Origin of the sequence: Microbispora cellulosiformans (genome assembly GCF_008728085.1) — a bacterium.
GTDB classification, from domain to species: Bacteria; Actinomycetota; Actinomycetes; order Streptosporangiales; family Streptosporangiaceae; genus Microbispora; species Microbispora amethystogenes.
In genome coordinates this window covers 206,380-221,608 of sequence record NZ_VYTZ01000009.1, presented here as the reverse complement: position 1 = coordinate 221,608, position 15,229 = coordinate 206,380, and the positions used below count along the sequence as shown (strand labels likewise).

General features: G+C 72.5%; 13 protein-coding genes. 7 read left to right on the top strand and 6 right to left on the bottom strand.

What is annotated here, in order from left to right; genetic code table 11:
- Window positions 1–158 precede the first annotated feature (158 nt).
- The 5 genes from F5972_RS25460 (at window position 159) to F5972_RS25440 (ending at window position 7,313) form a co-directional block, all read left to right on the top strand.
- Window positions 159–1,445 (top strand): sugar ABC transporter substrate-binding protein, encoded by a 1,287-nt coding sequence (locus tag F5972_RS25460; protein ID WP_111699211.1) that lies wholly within the window; start codon window positions 159–161, stop codon window positions 1,443–1,445.
- A 119-nt stretch (window positions 1,446–1,564) separates the two neighbouring features.
- Window positions 1,565–2,590: a carbohydrate ABC transporter permease gene (locus F5972_RS25455; RefSeq protein ID WP_111699209.1), complete on the top strand. Its 1,026-nt coding sequence runs from the start codon at window positions 1,565–1,567 to the stop codon at window positions 2,588–2,590.
- Window positions 2,587–3,408: a carbohydrate ABC transporter permease gene (locus F5972_RS25450; protein ID WP_111699207.1), complete on the top strand. Its 822-nt coding sequence runs from the start codon at window positions 2,587–2,589 to the stop codon at window positions 3,406–3,408. Before F5972_RS25455 ends, F5972_RS25450 begins: the two co-directional genes overlap by 4 nt.
- Window positions 3,409–3,727: 319 nt before the next feature.
- The gene (locus F5972_RS25445) at window positions 3,728–6,673 is read left to right on the top strand and encodes a LamG-like jellyroll fold domain-containing protein (protein WP_225311850.1); all 2,946 of its coding nucleotides are present in this window, start codon (window positions 3,728–3,730) and stop codon (window positions 6,671–6,673) included.
- 208 nt (window positions 6,674–6,881) lie between these two features.
- Entirely contained in the window at window positions 6,882–7,313 is a 432-nt protein-coding gene (locus F5972_RS25440; RefSeq protein WP_111699204.1) for an SRPBCC family protein, read from the top strand.
- A gap of 59 nt (window positions 7,314–7,372) precedes the next feature.
- Here F5972_RS25440 and sigJ read toward each other — a convergent pair whose 3' ends face one another.
- Window positions 7,373–8,257, bottom strand: a complete 885-nt coding sequence (gene sigJ, locus F5972_RS25435; RefSeq protein WP_225311849.1) for an RNA polymerase sigma factor SigJ — start codon at window positions 8,255–8,257, stop codon at window positions 7,373–7,375.
- Between the two features lie 97 nt (window positions 8,258–8,354).
- Here sigJ and F5972_RS25430 point away from each other — a divergent pair, with 97 nt between their 5' ends.
- Window positions 8,355–9,167: an SDR family oxidoreductase gene (locus F5972_RS25430; RefSeq protein WP_150936591.1), complete on the top strand. Its 813-nt coding sequence runs from the start codon at window positions 8,355–8,357 to the stop codon at window positions 9,165–9,167.
- A gap of 18 nt (window positions 9,168–9,185) precedes the next feature.
- Here the strand turns inward: F5972_RS25430 and F5972_RS25425 are convergent, their stop codons facing one another.
- From F5972_RS25425 to F5972_RS25410, 4 genes are all read right to left on the bottom strand, one after another.
- Window positions 9,186–11,030 carry an ABC transporter ATP-binding protein gene (locus tag F5972_RS25425; RefSeq protein WP_150936589.1) on the bottom strand — a complete coding sequence of 615 codons (1,845 nt, stop codon included), beginning with the start codon at window positions 11,028–11,030 and terminating at the stop codon, window positions 9,186–9,188.
- Between the two features lie 14 nt (window positions 11,031–11,044).
- Window positions 11,045–11,587 carry a TlpA family protein disulfide reductase gene (locus F5972_RS25420; protein ID WP_150936587.1) on the bottom strand — a complete coding sequence of 181 codons (543 nt, stop codon included), beginning with the start codon at window positions 11,585–11,587 and terminating at the stop codon, window positions 11,045–11,047.
- Between the two features lie 84 nt (window positions 11,588–11,671).
- Window positions 11,672–12,187: a MauE/DoxX family redox-associated membrane protein gene (locus tag F5972_RS25415; RefSeq protein WP_150936585.1), complete on the bottom strand. Its 516-nt coding sequence runs from the start codon at window positions 12,185–12,187 to the stop codon at window positions 11,672–11,674.
- Window positions 12,188–12,207: 20 nt separating this feature from the next.
- On the bottom strand, window positions 12,208–12,414 hold the full coding sequence (locus tag F5972_RS25410) for a hypothetical protein (protein ID WP_150936583.1): 207 nt from the start codon (window positions 12,412–12,414) through the stop codon (window positions 12,208–12,210).
- Between the two features lie 175 nt (window positions 12,415–12,589).
- Here F5972_RS25410 and F5972_RS25405 point away from each other — a divergent pair, with 175 nt between their 5' ends.
- The gene (locus tag F5972_RS25405) at window positions 12,590–13,069 is read left to right on the top strand and encodes a S26 family signal peptidase (RefSeq protein ID WP_150936581.1); all 480 of its coding nucleotides are present in this window, start codon (window positions 12,590–12,592) and stop codon (window positions 13,067–13,069) included.
- On the opposite strand, the gene F5972_RS25400 is transcribed toward F5972_RS25405, so the two are convergent.
- Window positions 13,047–15,206 carry an AfsR/SARP family transcriptional regulator gene (locus F5972_RS25400; RefSeq protein WP_150936579.1) on the bottom strand — a complete coding sequence of 720 codons (2,160 nt, stop codon included), beginning with the start codon at window positions 15,204–15,206 and terminating at the stop codon, window positions 13,047–13,049. The two genes, F5972_RS25405 and F5972_RS25400, sit on opposite strands and share 23 nt — an antisense overlap.
- Window positions 15,207–15,229 lie beyond the last annotated feature (23 nt).

Sequence of the window (15,229 nt, the reverse complement as noted above, 5' to 3'; positions counted from 1 at the left end):
CGACAGCCGATGGGAACCGCCCGCGGCTCGCCTCGCCGGACTCGGGGCGGGTGGCTCCGCTTCACCTCCTGCTCTCCCCCCTCAGGCGCAGAATGCGGACCCGCGCCGGTGGAAGAGATGACATCGGCCGGACGCCGGCCGTCGAAAGGAAGAACGATATGGAAAGCCTCGACAGGGGCCGGCGCGCCACCGGCCTGGGCCTGGCGGCTCTCGCCCTCGCGGGCGGACTGACCGCGTGCTCCGGGTCGTCCGGCGGCGGTGACGGAGACACCGCCTCGGCGGGCGCGAGCCAGGCGGCCGCCGGGGGCGGGACCTACACGATCTGGGACCCGTACCCGCAGTTCGACGACTCCTCCGACTGGGTGAAGCTGCTCACCCAGTGCGGCACCCAGGCCGGCGTGACCGTCAAGCGGACCGGCTACGACACCACCGACCTGACCAACAAGGCGCTGCTCGCGGCGCAGCAGGGCAACTCGCCCGACGTGCTCATCGTGGACAACCCGGTCGTCTCGACGCTGGCCGAGGCGGGGGTGCTGACCTCGACGGACGAGACGAAGATCGACACCTCGGCCGTGTCGCCGAACCTGCTGGCGGCGGGCCAGATCGGCGGCAAGACGTACGGCATCCCGATCGGAGCCAACACCCTCGCGCTGTACTACAACAAGGAGGTGCTGAAGAAGGCCGGGGTGGAGGCCGACGGCATCAAGGACTGGGCGTCGCTGACGGCGGCGCTGGAGAAGGTGAAGGCGGCCGGCAAGAAGGGCATCACGTTCTCGGCGATCGGCACCGAGGAGGGCAGCTTCCAGTTCCTGCCGTGGTTCTGGGGCTCCGGCGCGAACCTCACCAAGCTCGACTCCCCCCAGGGCGTGGCGGCGCTGTCGCTGTGGGCCGACTGGGTGAAGAAGGGGTACGCCCCCAACTCCGTCATCAACAACACGCAGACCACGAGCTGGCAGGAGTTCGCGACCGGCGACTTCGCCTTCGGCGAGAACGGCACCTGGCAGCTCGCCAACGCCAAGAAGGCCGGCTTCGACTACGGCATCATCCCGATCCCCGCCAAGGACGGCGGCACCGCCCCCGCGCCGACCGGCGGCGAGTTCGTCACGATCCCCGCCCAGAAGGACGCGGCCCGTTACGCGACGACGCAGAAGCTCGTGACCTGCCTGGCCAGCACGGACAACTCCCTCAACACCACGACCACGCTCTCGTACATCGCGCCGACGGAGGCGGTGCAGGCCAAGCAGGTCGAGCAGAACCCGGAGCTCAAGGTGTGGGTGGAGGCGGTCAAGGCCGCCAAGGGCCGCACCAGCGACAACCTCGGCACGAAGTACCCCAAGATTTCCGAGCCCATGTGGAAGGCGATGCAGGCCGCGCTGAGCGGATCGCAGCCGCCGCAGGAGGCGCTGACGGCCGCGCAGGGCACGGCGGCGAGCGCCACCCAGTAGGCACGCACTCAGCAGGCACGCAGTCAGCAGGCGCGCATCGAGCAGGCACAGTGCGCGCGGGCCCCAGGAGCAAACCCGCGCGCACGTCCCCGTCCCGCGGACGTCAGACGAAGGAAAGCATGAAACACGCGACACAGACGCCGGCCGCGCCCACGGCGGACGACGGGCGGGAACCGGCACCGGCCGGGGCGGCCGGGGGCGCCCTCCGCCGGATCGTACGGCGGCCGGGACAGCGGGCACCGGGAAAGAGCGCGCCAGGAAAGAGTGCGGCCGGGCAGTGGACGGCGTGGGCGTTCCTCGCGCCGGTGGTGATCTATCTGCTCGCGTTCTACGCCTATCCGCTGTACCGGAACGTCGACCTGAGCCTGCGTAACTACACCGTACGGTCGTTCGTGCAGGGGGACGCGCCGTTCACCGGGCTCGCGAACTACGCGAAGGCCGTGGGCGACGCCACCTTCGGACCGGCGTTGTGGCACACGGTGGTGTTCACCCTGGTGTCGCTGGCCTTCCAGTTCACCATCGGGCTCGCCCTGGCGGTGTTCTTCACCCGGCACTTCCGGCTGTCGGCCACGTTGCGCGCGCTGTTCCTGGTGCCGTGGCTGCTGCCGCTGATCGTGTCGTCCTCGACCTGGTCGTGGATGCTCAACAGCGACTCCGGTGTGGTCAACGCCGTCCTGCACGCGTTCGGGATCGGACCGGTCAACTGGCTGACCTCACCCGACTGGTCGCTGTGGTCGGTGACCATCGCCAACATCTGGATCGGCATCCCGTTCAACCTCGTGGTGCTGTACAGCGGCCTGCAGGCGATCCCGTCCCACATCCACGAGGCGGCGGCCCTGGACGGCGCGAGCGGCTGGCAGCGGTTCTGGCGGGTGACCTTCCCGCTGCTGCGGCCGGTCTCGGCGATCACGCTGCTGCTCGGGCTGGTCTACACGCTGAAGGTGTTCGACATCATCTGGATCATGACGAAGGGCGGGCCCAGCGACGCGTCCACGACGCTCGCCACCTGGTCGTACCGGCTGGGCTTCGGCAACCTGCTGCCCTCCTTCGGCCCAGGCGCGGCGGTCGGCAACCTGCTGATCGTGATCGCGCTGGTCTCCGGCCTCGTCTACATCCGCGTACAGCGAAGGCAGGCACTGGCATGACGGCGAACCGGCGCACCTGGTGGCACACCGGCCTGGGCGTGGTGTTCACCGCGCTCATGCTGTTCCCGGTCTACTGGATGATCAACGTGTCGTTCACCCGCGACCAGGACATGCGCAAGTCGCCGCCGGACTGGTTCCCGGTGAACGGGACGCTGGAGGGCTACCGGGCCGTGCTGGAGCAGCAGGGGCCCTACCTCGCCACCAGCCTCGTGGTGGGGCTCGGCACGGTGGCGCTGACCCTGGTGATCTCCGCTCCGGCCGCCTTCTCGCTGGCCAGGCTGCGCCCGCGCGGCGGCGGCGTGCTGAGCTTCCTGCTGCTGGTCGCGCAGATGATCCCCGGAGTGATCATGGCGATGGGGTTCTACGCGATCTACCTGAGCACCGGGGTCCTGAACACCGTGCCGGGGCTGATCCTGGCCGACTCCACCCTGGCGGTGCCGTTCGCGGTGCTGATCTTCACGACGTTCATGTCCGGGATCCCGGAGGAGCTGTTGCAGGCCGCCCGGGTGGACGGCGCGGGGGCGCTGCGGACGTTCTGGTCGATCGTGCTGCCGGTCAGCCGCAACGCGGTCATCACGGTCTCGCTGTTCGCGTTCCTGTGGGCCTGGTCGGACTTCGTCTTCGCCAGCACCCTCGACCAGGGCGGCGACCATCAGCCCATCACGCTCGGCATCTACCACTACATCGGCAACAACAACCAGCAGTGGAACGCCATCATGGCCACCGCCGTGATCGCCTCGATCCCCGCCACCGTGCTCCTCGTCCTCGCGCAGCGCTATGTCGCCGCCGGAGTCACCGCCGGCGCCGTCAAGGACTGAGGAGTCCTCTCCGCCCGGCACCTCGTAAGCCATCCTCGACGATTCCCCTGCTTCCCGCGGGCCGAACGGTCCCCGGAGCCACGCGCCCTCTTGGAGGACGTGCCGCATCATGCGTGACGATGTTAGCGATAACATCCTCCGGCTGATACGGCCCTGCCCCTCCGAGACGACGCGTAACGCAAGTGTGAACGACCCCCTCGTTCACGAACGCAAAGGAGTAGTACGCATGTCTCGAGCGGCATCCCCCCCGGAAAGGGCATCGGCCCCGCGCCTTCGCCCGAACCGGCGCCAGGGCACTTCCCACCAGGCAGCGGTTCTGGTGGCCGCGCTCACCATCGCGGCCGCGGGGGCCGCCCTCCCCGCCTCGCCCGCGTCGGCCGACCCGGCCCCCGCGGCCACGCTCGTGGTGAAGGCCGACCAGCCCTTCCGCCCGGTCACCCACGTCGCGACGGGGTCCCTGTACGGCCTCGCCGACGACGCGACGCCCTCCGACGCCCTGGTCAAGGCCATCAAGCCGAACACGTTCGTCCAGATGGCCGTGGGCGGCAGGCAGCAGGCGAAGGGCGACGTGCTGGTGGTCGCCGACAAGGCGGCCAGAGCGGGCGCGAAGGTCGTGAACCGCCTGTCCGACTACTACGCGGGCTGGCCGTACCAGTTCAGCTGGAGCACGTGGCCGACGGTCGTCGAGCAGCAGGTCAAGGCCGTCCAGGCCTCCGGCGTGACGAACATGGCGGCGTGGGAGCTGTGGAACGAGTCGGACAACACCTGGCTCGCGTCCAACGGCACCTACGAGGACTTCTGGACGAAGACCTTCCGCCAGGTGCGGTCGCTCGACCCGACCACGCCGATCCAGGGCCCGAGCTTCTCCGACAACATCAACGACATGGAGAAGTTCCTCAGGAACGCGGTCGCGACCGACACGGTCCCCGACATCCTCGCCTGGCACGAACTGATCAACTCGGGCAAGATCGTGACTGACCTCGCCAAGGTCAACGCCATCATGAAGGACCTCGGCATCAGCCCGCGCCCGATCTCCATCGAGGAGTACGCGGCGCCCTCCGAGGTCGGCATCCCGGGCTCCCTGGTGGGGTACATCGCGAAGTTCGAGCGATACGGCATCCACGACGCCGAGCTCGCGTTCTGGAACGGCTACGGCGCGCTCGGCGACCTGCTGACCGGCACCGGCGGAAGCCCGAACGGCGCCTACTGGCTCTACAAGTGGTACGCCGACATGAGCGGGGACATGGTCACCACCACCCCGCCCAACGCCACGACCGGCCTCGACGGCGCCGCCGCCGTGCCCGCCGACAAGAAGCAGGTCAGCGTGGTCTTCGGCGGCGGCAGCGGCGCCACCGCCGTCAAGGTCGACGGGCTGGACAAGCTCGACCTGGGCGGAACGGTCCACGCCACGCTCGAGTACACCCCGTCGTACGGGCGCACCAACCCCGTCGCCGGCCCGATCACCATCTCCGACACCGTCTACAAGGTGACCGACGGGTCCATCACCGTACCGGTGGCGATGAGCTCCGCCGACGCCTACCACCTGGTGATCAGCGGCGCCGGTACGGCGACCGACCTCGAGAACACGTATCGGATCACCAACCTCAACAGCGGGCTCGCGCTCGACACCCACGATGCGGGGACGTCGGCCGGGACCCTGGTGAACCAGGCCACCGCCGCGGGCGGCACCACGCAGAGGTGGAAGCTGGTCTCCACCGGCTCCGGCCTGTACAAGGTGGTCAACGCGGCCGGCGGCCTGGTGCTCGGGGTGAAGGACGCCTCGTCCGGCAACGGCGCGTCCGCCGTCGTGGAGACCGACACCGGCGGCAACACCCAGCTCTGGCAGGTCGTCCCCGACGGGAAGGGCCACAACCAGCTCGTCAACTACGGCACGGGTCTGGTGCTCGCCGTCGACGGCATGAGCAAGGACCCGGGCGCCCAGGTCGTGCAGTGGAACGACACCACCGTCACGTCCTCCGGCATCGGCGGCACCCGGGTGGCCGGCAAGCTCGGCAAGGCCGTCGCGCTGTCCGGGACCAACCAGTACGTCAACGTGCCGCGGGGCGCGGTGAGCGGCGTCACGGGCGACTTCACGGTCTCCACGTGGGTCAACCCGGCCAAGAACTCGACATGGTCGCGGGTGTTCGACTTCGGCACCGGCACGTCGGCCTACATGTTCCTGACGCTCAACAAGAACACCGGGCTCCGGTTCGCCATCACGACGAGCGGCGCCGGCGGAGAGCAGCAGATCAGCTCCACCACGACGCTCCCGCTCAACACCTGGTCGCTGGTGACGGTCACCGTGTCCGGCACCACCGGCACCCTCTATGTCAACGACCAGGTGGTGGGCACCAACCCCGGCGTCACCAGGCGCCCCGCCAACCTCGGCGCCACCACCCAGAACTGGATCGGCCGCTCGCAGTACGGAGGGGACCCCTACCTGGCCGCCGCGGTGGACGACTTCAACGTCTACGGCCGCGCGCTGACCGCGTCCGAGGTGGCCGCCCTCGCGGCCGGGCAGGCCGGCGCGGGCGACGTCCTGCGCTACACGTTCGACGAGAACGGAGGAACGGCCGTCGCGGACTCGTCCGGCAACGGACGCAACGCGACCCTCGTCGCCAGCCCCGCGCCCGCGACGAGTGACGCAAGCGTCCCGGACCACTTCTGGACCCTCGCTCCCTACCTGACGATCAAGCACGTCTCGGTGACGGACGGCGCCTCCGTCTCCGGCACGCCGACCTTCACCGTCGACCTCGGCGGCGAGGCGTCCGACGTGGCCCACACCACCATCGCGCTCGTCCGCGACGGCGTCGCGCTGACCGACAACACCAAGGCGCCCGGCAGTCACGACGACGGGCTCCACCCCGACCTCGTCGTCGACACCACCGCCTATCCGAACGGCACCTACCAGCTCAGGATCGACGCGGTCGGCACGAACGGGCTGACCACCGAGCAGACCGTCTCCATCGTGATCGACAACCCGCCGGCCTGGGCCGCGAGCACGATCTACCACACCGGTGACCAGGTGACCTACCAGGGCACCGTCTGGCTCAACTCGTGGTACTCCAGGAACCAGATCCCCGGCAACCCGTACGGGGCCTGGCAGCAGATCGTGTCCACGGCGGACGGCACCCCCGTGTGGACCCCGTCACGGATCTTCCTCACCGGAGACCGGGCGGAATACCAGGGCGTCGTCTACCAGGCGAAGTGGTACAGCCGCAACCAGGCGCCCGGCGACCCGAACGGCCCGTGGAAGCGGGTCTGACGAGGCCGACCGGCTGATGTCGCGGACCGGGCGTCCTCCAGGCGCCCGGCCCTCCCGCGACCGGCTCGCCCCGGCCGGGGCGAGCCGGTCGCGGCCCGGGTGCGGCACCGCCGGCACGAGGTGTGATCATCGTGACGTGAGCCACGGTGGTCCGCCGCGGGCCCGGCCCCCCGCGCGGCTCCGGTACGGAGAAGGAGCGGCAACTGCGATGCGGTTCGAGACCGGCGTCGACATCGACGCATCTCAGGAACGGGTCTGGCGGATCCTGACGGACGTCGTCAGGTGGCCGGAGTTCCTCCCCACCATGACCCGGGTCGCGTACACCGCCGACGGCCCGCTGGGGCCCGGCGTCCGCGTACGGATCAAACAGCCCGCGCTTCCCCCGATGGTCTGGGAGGTGACGGAGTTCACCGACGGCGCGTCCTTCACGTGGCGGGCGGCGAGCGGGGGCGTCGTCACGGTCGCGGGCCACGTGCTCACGCCCCGGCCGGGCGGCGGGGTGTCGGTCCTTCTCACGATCGCCCAGTCCGGCCCGCTGGCGCCGCTGGTGGGCCTGCTCACCGGCGGGCGCACCCGCAGGTACGTCCGCACCGAGGCGGAGAGCCTCAAGCGCCGCTGCGAGGCGGGTTCCGGCCGCTGAGCCGGCACCGGGACGAACTCCTCCCGGCCGGCGGCGCTCGACGCGGCCGGTGGCGGCGCTCAGTCGCCGAGGACGGTGAGGTCGAGCCTGGCCAGGCGTTCGGGATCGGACAGCACGTCGATGGCGGCGATCCTCCCGCCGGTGACGGTGAAGGCCATGACGGACAGCGGCCGGCCGTTCGCCACGACGACGACTCCGGCCGCCCCGTTGACCAGGGCCGGTCGCGCGTACGGCGAGAGCGAGCCGAAGACGGCCGCCTGCGCCGCCACCTCCCGCGCCCCCGTGACGACCGTGCTGTGACGGGCCCGCGCGACGCCGCCGTCGGACCGCAGCACGACGCCGGGGGCGAGCACGGCGACGAGCCCGTCGAAGTCGCCGTCGCGGGCGGCGGCCAGGAACGCCTCGACGACCGCACGCTGCCGGGCGAGGTCGGGATCGGGGGCGGGGGCCTGTCCCCGTACGCGCCGCCGGGCGCGGCTCGCCAGTTGCCGGGCCGCGGCCGGGGAGCGGTCGATCATCGTGGCGATGTCCTCGAAGGGCACCGCGAACATGTCGTGGAGCACGAACGCGAGCCGCTCGGCCGGAGAGAGCGTTTCGAGCACCACCAGCAGCGCGAGCCCGACCGAGTCGGCGAGCACCGCCTCGTGCTCGGGGTCGGCCCCCGACTCGGGATCGATGACCGGGTCGGGCACACGTACCCCCAGATGCTCCTCGCGCCGGTGTTCACGGGAACGCAGCACGTTGAGGCACACCCGCGCCACCACCGTCGTGAGCCACGCGCCGAGGTTCTCCACGCCGCCGGCGCCGGCGCGGCTGACCCGCAGCCAGGCGTCCTGTACGGCGTCGTCGGCCTCGCTCATCGAGCCGAGCATCCGGTAGGCCACCGCCCGCAGCCGGATGCGGTGCTCCTCGAAACGCTCCGTCAGCCACTCCCGCTCGTCCACCGCGTCACATTCCTCTCCGCCCCGGTGTCCCTCATTGGTAGACCCAGAGGGCCCGGCCGATGTGACCGGGGCCCCCGGACCCGAGGAGTTGACCATCATGACCTCGCTCACCCTGGTCACCGGCGGCACCGGCACGCTCGGGCGGCTCGTCGTGCCGCTGCTGCGGGACGCGGGCCGCCGGGTGCGCGTGCTCAGCAGAGGCGGGCACGCACCACAGGAGGGTGCCCAGTTCGTGACCGGCGTCGAGTTCGTGGCCGGCGACGTGTCGACCGGCGAGGGGCTCGACGCCGCCGTGAAGGGCGCCGACACCATCGTGCACTGTGCGGGCAGCGCCAAGGGCGACGAGGTCAAGGCCCGCAACCTGGTGCGGGCGGCGTCCCGCGCGGACGGGCCGCACCTCGTGTTCGTCTCGGTCGTCGGCGCCGACCGCGTCCCCGTCGTCAGCGGCGTCGACCGGGCGATGTTCGGCTACTTCGCCGCCAAGCGGGAGGCCGAACGGGTCGTCGCCGGCTGCGGGCTGCCCTGGACCACCCTGCGCGCCACCCAGTTCCACGACTGGATCTGGACGACCCTGGGCCAGATGGCCGCGGTCCCGCTGCCGGTGCTGCCGACCTGGGCCGGCGTACGGTTCCAGCCGGTCGACGCGGGCGAGGTGGCGGCCCGGCTCGCCGCGCTGGCCCTCGGCGCGCCGGCCGGTCTGGTGCCCGACCTCGCCGGGCCGCGGGTCTATCCGATGGAGGACCTCGCCCGCGACTACCTGAGGGCCGCCGGCAGGCGCCGGCTCGTCACGCCGATGCCGGCTCCCGGTCAGGCCGCCCGCGCGTTCCGGGCCGGCGCGAACCTGCCCCTGGACGGCGCCGATCTGGGCGGGCGGACCTGGGAGGAGTTCCTCGCCGGGCGGGCGAGGTGACGCGGCGCCCGTGTCCCGTCACGTGTCGGCCGACGCGCCGAGGGCGGTGGGCCGGGCGAGCTGGAAGTCGGCCGCCTGGCGGGTGAACAGGCGGGCGTACTCTCCGCCCAACGCCATAAGTTCGTCGTGGGTGCCCTGTTCGGCCACCCGGCCGTCGGCGAGGACGACGATGTGGTCCGCGCCGCGCACGGTGTTGAGGCGGTGCGAGATGAGCAGGCTCGTACGGCCGGCGCGCAGATCGCGCAGCCGCCGGTGGACGGCGTGCTCGGCCTCGGGGTCGAGCCCCGAGCTGGGCTCGTCGAGGATGAGCAGGTCGGCGGTGTCCGCGCGGAGGAGGGCGCGGGCGAGCGCGACCCGCTGCCACTGCCCGCCGGACAGGAGCACACCCTGGCCGGGATCCTCGTCCGGCTCGGCGGCGAAGAACCGGGACAGGATGGTGTCGTAGCCGCGCGGCAGGCCGGCGAGCGTGTCGTGGATGCCCGCCCGGCGGGCCGCCTCGTGGAGGCGTTCCGGCCGGTCGAGGGAGCCGACGTCGCCGACGGCGACGTTCTCCGCCGCGGTGAGGTCGTAGGCCATGTAGTCCTGGAACACGGCCCCGATCCGGCGGCGCAGGTCGTCGACCCGCAGGTCACGTACGTCGGCGCCGTCCCAGCGGACGCTGCCGCGCTCGGGGTCGTACAGGCGGCACAGCAGCTTGACGACGGTGCTCTTGCCCGCGCCGTTCAGGCCGACCAGGGCCACGCTCCGGCCGTACGGGATGGTCAGGTTCAGGCCGCGGAGCACGTAGGGATGGCCGGGGTCGTACCGGAACCACACGTCGCGGAGCTCGATGCCGCGCCGCAGCGGTCGTACGGCGCCGGCGGTCGCGGGTTCCGGCAGGTCGGGCCCGACCGTGACGACGTGGGCGTAGTGACCGGCCAGGATGAGCGCCTCGTTCAGCTGGGCCAGCTGGAGCACCATGCCCGACAGGGCGGACTGGCTGCCCGCCAGGGCGGCGGTGAGGACGGCCAGGTCGCCGACGCCCGCCTCGCCCGAGGCTATCCGGGAGACCATCGCGATCAGCGCACCGCCCGCGATCACCGTGCTGAGGACGGTCAGCGCCCCGTTGTAGCGGACGGCGGTCAGGTCCACCCGGCGTTCCGCCCGCTGTATGGAGCCCAGCTCGCCGAGCATTCGCCCGCGCAGGAAGCCGCCGATGCCGAAGAGCCTGATCTCCTTGGCGGCCTGCAGGTCGAGCATCAGCATCTGGTAGAAGATCCTGCGGCGGTCCGCGGGAGCCGTCTCCCCCTGGAGGTGCGCGCGGTGACGGCTGAGCCGGAGCTGGATGAGCACTTCCGGCACGATGGCCGCCGCCACGACGGCGGCCAGCGGCGCGCTGAGCGTGGCGAGCGCGCCGAGGAGCCCGGTGATGGTGACACCGCCGCGGACCAGTCCGAGAGCCGACTCGGTGATGAGCTGCGGGGTGGTCAGCGCGGACCGCTGGGCCATCTGGAGCCGGTCGTGGAACCGCGGGTTCTCCAGCCGGGTCAGCCCCTGCATGCGGCACACCGCGCCGAACAGCTCGCCGCTGGTGTGCCGGACGATGCGGCGCTGCTGTTCCCGCTGGATGTAACCAGAAAGATGGGGCAGCAGCGCGGTCAGGGCTCCGGCCACCGCCAGCGCGACGGCCGGCGGTGTCGTCGACGGCCCCGCACCCGTGGTCAGGCGGTCGATCAGGAGTTTGCTGAGCCAGGCGATCGCGACGGGGGCGGCGCCGTTCAGGACCGCCATGGCGAGCTGGGACAGGGCGAGCGCGGGGCCGGCGCGCCAGACGAGTGCCAGGACGAGCCGCAGCGGCCCGAGCCGTGACGTCACTCCGTTCATCGGGCGCGGGACGGTCATCGGGCGCGGGACGGCGCGGGCAGCAGCCGATCCGGCTCGTGGCCGGTGGCGGTGACCGTGGCGTCCGGGCCGACCAGGAAGAACGACGGGAAGGCCGCGACCTCGAACGCGCCGGTCATCGCCCCGCCCTCGCTCTCCACGACCACCCTCACGTCGTCCGCCAGCGCGGCGAGCAGGTCGGCGGGCTCCTCCTGTCCGGCCACGATCACCGCCAGGGTCCGTACACCGGCGGCCGCGGCCTCGCCGGCGGTAGCGGCGAAGCCCGGCGCCTTCGGCAGGCAGTGCCGGCAGTCGGTGCTGAAGAACCCGACGAGGGTGGGTGCGCCCGCGAGATCGTCCGCGCTGACCTCCGTGTCCGCGACCGTGCGGGCGGAGAAGGCGGGGACCTCGGCGCCCACCGCGAGTCCGGCGCTTTCCGGCCTCCCGGCGGAGGTCTCCTTGGCGATCTTCCGGAGTTTCCTGATGACCGCGCCGGTGAGGAGCAGGTTCACCAGGACGAGACCGCCGAGGAGGATGACGGCGGCGGCAAGCACGGCCATGGGCGTTCCCTTCGGTTGGAGGGTCGGTGCGCTCAGGAAAGTCGGCGCGCTCAGGTGAATCGGCGGGCCGGCGGGAGCTCGGGGTCAGCGGAAGAGGTGGGCCAGGTCGTCGAGGAGCACAACGGCGCCGACGGCGACCGAGGCCCCGAGCAGGCAGAGCGCGGCGGCGGGCAGGGCGACGGGTGCGGCGTCCGCCGCGGGCGTCACGACGGCTCCGGCGGCGGCGCACACGACGAGCACGGCGTTGCGCGCGACGTCCGCGCGGCTGATCGGATCGTCCGATCCGCCGAAGCACCGGCACGGTTCGGCCGTGCCCCGCCGCAGCGCCGCGGCCAGGACCACGGTGAACCCGAGGAGCAGGCCTCCCGCGAGCAGGAGGCCCGCCCTGCCGTCGCCGCCGAGGCCGGGCGCCGCCAGCAGGGCGACGGTTCCGGCCTCGACGGCGACGACGACCACGGCGGCGGGCGGCCCGAGAGGGATGGGAAGGCCGCCGAGCCGCCGTACCGCCGTGGCGAACTCACCGAATGCGCGCCGCGTCCGCAGCTTCGCGATGACGGAGACCAGGAAGACTCCCATCAGCACGAGCCGGAGCGTCAGCACGGCGTAGACCATCGGACCTGTCAGCAGCTTCCGATGGTGTACAGGGCGCCCGCGCAGCCGTACTGGATCTTCCGGACGCAGATGCCGCCGGTGGGGTTGGGGTAGCAGTTGTACCAGCAGTTCTGGTTGTACACCTCGGTGCGGGTGCAGATGTCGGCCTGAGCTTCCGCGCCGGGGAGCAGCCCTTGGAGCAGCCGGTCACCGAGGCGGTTCAGAGTGCGGAGCATGCGTTTTCCCTTCGCTGGGTCCGGGCGTGGTAGGCCGCCCGCTCTGTGAGGATGCTCTGCCCCGCCTTCGCCGCGGTTGCGGGCGGTTGCGCGGCGTGCCGCAGGCGGCGCGCTACCGGGGCGCAACCGCGGCCGTCGAGAATCACGATCGCTCGACCGGGCCGAAGGGTTGATCATGCGATATTTCGTGATTCTGCTGTCGCTGGCCGTGGCGGCCGGGGTCGCCGCCGCCCGGCGCCGCCTCGTCGTGATACGGGTGGCCGGGACGAGCATGGTTCCGACGTACCAGCCGGGAGATCGGGTGCTGATCCGGCGCGGCGGGCGCGCGGCGCTGCGGCGCGGCCAGGTGGTGGTCTTCCGGCGCCTCCCGCCGGACAACACAGACCTGCCAGACAACACGGGCCTGCCGAACAGCACGGGACGGCCGGCCGTGCTGCGCGAGACGTCGTGGCTGATCAAGAGGATCGCGGCCGTGCCGGGCGACGCGGTGCCCGACCAGGTCGCGGCGGGCGTGCACGCCGCGCCGGGCGAGTCGGTCCCGGCCGGCCGGCTCGTGGTCCTCGGCGACGGCCCCGTCAGCAACGACTCCCGGCACTGGGGCTACCTGCCGATGGACGAGGTGCTCGGCGTGGTCATCCGCAGCCTGTCCCGTTGAATGAGACCCGGTCCGCGACGAGCGGGGGTTCCGTCCCTCGGCCGGCGGCGTAACGGCATGGGGCCGCGCGGGGGACGGCGGCGGCCGGGTGTTGCGGCAGGCCGCGTTCCGCCGTCCCGGCCCTGGCGAGCAGCGCGCCGAGGACACGGGTGACCGCCTGCTCCCGTTCGCCGTCGGTCTCCTCCAGTTCGGCGCGTTCCCGGGCGTAGGCCCGTACGAAGTCGTGGAAGCGGTAGCGGAACCGGCCGTCGGCGTCGTCGCCCGCGCAGCTCAGCAACTGGGCGTCGACGAGCAGGTCGGCGTACGCCTCGGCCTCGCGCACGGTGACGCCGAGGGCCGCCGCGAGCATCCACGCCGTGAAGTCGGGGACGTCGAGCAGGCCGAGCATCCGCAGCGCCCGCCTGGTGGCCGCGTCGAGCCCGCGGTAGTCGGCGTCGAGTCTCGCGCGCACCGACAGGTCGCCGGCGACGAGCTCGTCCAGGCGCCGGCGCTCCTCCCGCAGGCGGCCGGCCAGGTGGTCGGGACTCCAGTGCTCGCGCTGCGCGAGCCGCTCCCCGGCGATCCGCACCGCCAGGGGCAGGTGACCGCAGAGGCGGACGATCTCGGCCGCGACGCCGGGCCGGGCCGCGATCCGCTCCGGCCCGGCGATCCGCCCGAGCAGCGTCGCCGCCGACGCCGGGTCGAGCGCGTCGACGCGTACGGCGCGGGCGCTCAGCCCGGCCGGCCTGCGCCTGCTCGTCAGCAGGACGGCGCAGCCCGGCCCGCCCGGCAGGAGCGGCCTGACCTGCTCCTCGCTCGCGGCGTCGTCCAGAACCACCAGCACGCGGCGGTCGGCCAGGACGGCGCGGAACAGCCGCCCGCGCTCCTCCAGCCCGTCCGGCACCGACCGCGCGGCCACGCCGAGGGCGGTGAGAAGACGTGCCAGCGCCTCGGCCGGGTCGGCCGGCCGCGGGCGGGTCCCGTGCAGGTCGACGTAGAGCCGGCCGTCGGCGAACGTCTCCCCCAGGCTGTGGGCGACGTGGATCGCGAGCGTCGTCTTGCCGGCGCCCGCCCTGCCGTACAGCACCACGACCGGCGTCGCGGGCGGGTCTCCCGCGCCGGTGAGACACAACCGCAGCGATTCGGCCGGCTCGTGACGCCCGACGAGGTCACCGATGTCCGGTGGCAGCTGGCACGGCGCGGCCACCACGGGCCCGGCGTCGTCCTCGCCGCCCTGGCCCGCCATGTCCGTACGGCGGGTGGTCAGGACGGCCGCGCCGTCCCCGTACGCCTGCTCCTCGGGGCCGAGGAGCAGGCCGGCCACCGAGCCGGGCGCGCCACCGTGATCACCACGCCGATCGTCACGCCGATCGTCACGGTGATCGCCGCCGTCATCGCCGGTGTCGCCCCGCAGGACCGCCTCGTGCACCCGCCGCAGCGTGTGGCCGGGTTCCACGCCGAGTTCCTCGCCGAGCATGGCGCGCACCCGCTGGTAGACCCGTAGGGCCTCGGCCTGGCGCCCGGCGCGGGAGAGGGCCAGCATGAGACAGGCGTGCAGCCGTTCCCGGTACGGATGCAGCTCGGCCATCTCGGTCAGGCCGGTGACCAGTTCCGCGTGGCGGCCGCACGTCAGGTCAGCCACGGCCAGTTCCTCGCAGGTCAGGAGCCGCTCCTCCTCCAGCCGCCGCGCCTCGTCGGCCACGAGCGTCCCGTCTCCGGAGTCGGCGAAGGCGGGCCCCCGCCACAGGCCGAGCGCCCGCCGGAACAGCGCGCCCGCCTTCGCCGGGTCCGCGTTCCTCCTCGCGGCCCTCCCGGCCGCCGTCAGCTCGCGGAACCGCAGCGCGTCGAGTTCCGGCGGCGAGACGGCGGCGGTGTAACCACCGGGGCCGTGGACGACGCGGTCGCGATCGCCCAACGCCCGCCTGAGCCGCAGCACGTAGATCTGCAGCGTCTTGTGCGCGCTGGGCGGCGGATCGTCGCCCCAGAGGGCCTCGACCAGCGCCGGCACCGCCACCGGCCTGCCCGGCGTGCACAGCAGGGTCGCGAGCAGGCGGCGCGGCATCGCCGCGCCCAGCCTGACGGGAACTCCGTCACGGCTCATCCGCAGCGGCCCGAGAACGTCGAACTCGAACACCATCACCCCCGTGACATCGGTCATCGCGATCGGCGAAGCCTCCGGCG

Bases quoted from the DNA above. Each gene is read 5' to 3' on its own strand.
- F5972_RS25405 (WP_150936581.1), top strand. From the start codon at position 12,590: ATGCGATATTTCGTGATTCTGCTGTCGCTGGCCGTGGCGGCCGGGGTC.
- F5972_RS25450 (WP_111699207.1), top strand. From the start codon at position 2,587: ATGACGGCGAACCGGCGCACCTGGTGGCACACCGGCCTGGGCGTGGTG.
- F5972_RS25460 (WP_111699211.1), top strand. From the start codon at position 159: ATGGAAAGCCTCGACAGGGGCCGGCGCGCCACCGGCCTGGGCCTGGCG.
- F5972_RS25400 (WP_150936579.1), bottom strand. From the start codon at position 15,206: ATGACCGATGTCACGGGGGTGATGGTGTTCGAGTTCGACGTTCTCGGG.
- F5972_RS25425 (WP_150936589.1), bottom strand. From the start codon at position 11,030: ATGAACGGAGTGACGTCACGGCTCGGGCCGCTGCGGCTCGTCCTGGCA.
- F5972_RS25410 (WP_150936583.1), bottom strand. From the start codon at position 12,414: ATGCTCCGCACTCTGAACCGCCTCGGTGACCGGCTGCTCCAAGGGCTG.
- F5972_RS25455 (WP_111699209.1), top strand. From the start codon at position 1,565: ATGAAACACGCGACACAGACGCCGGCCGCGCCCACGGCGGACGACGGG.
- F5972_RS25430 (WP_150936591.1), top strand. From the start codon at position 8,355: ATGACCTCGCTCACCCTGGTCACCGGCGGCACCGGCACGCTCGGGCGG.
- F5972_RS25420 (WP_150936587.1), bottom strand. From the start codon at position 11,587: ATGGCCGTGCTTGCCGCCGCCGTCATCCTCCTCGGCGGTCTCGTCCTG.
- F5972_RS25440 (WP_111699204.1), top strand. From the start codon at position 6,882: ATGCGGTTCGAGACCGGCGTCGACATCGACGCATCTCAGGAACGGGTC.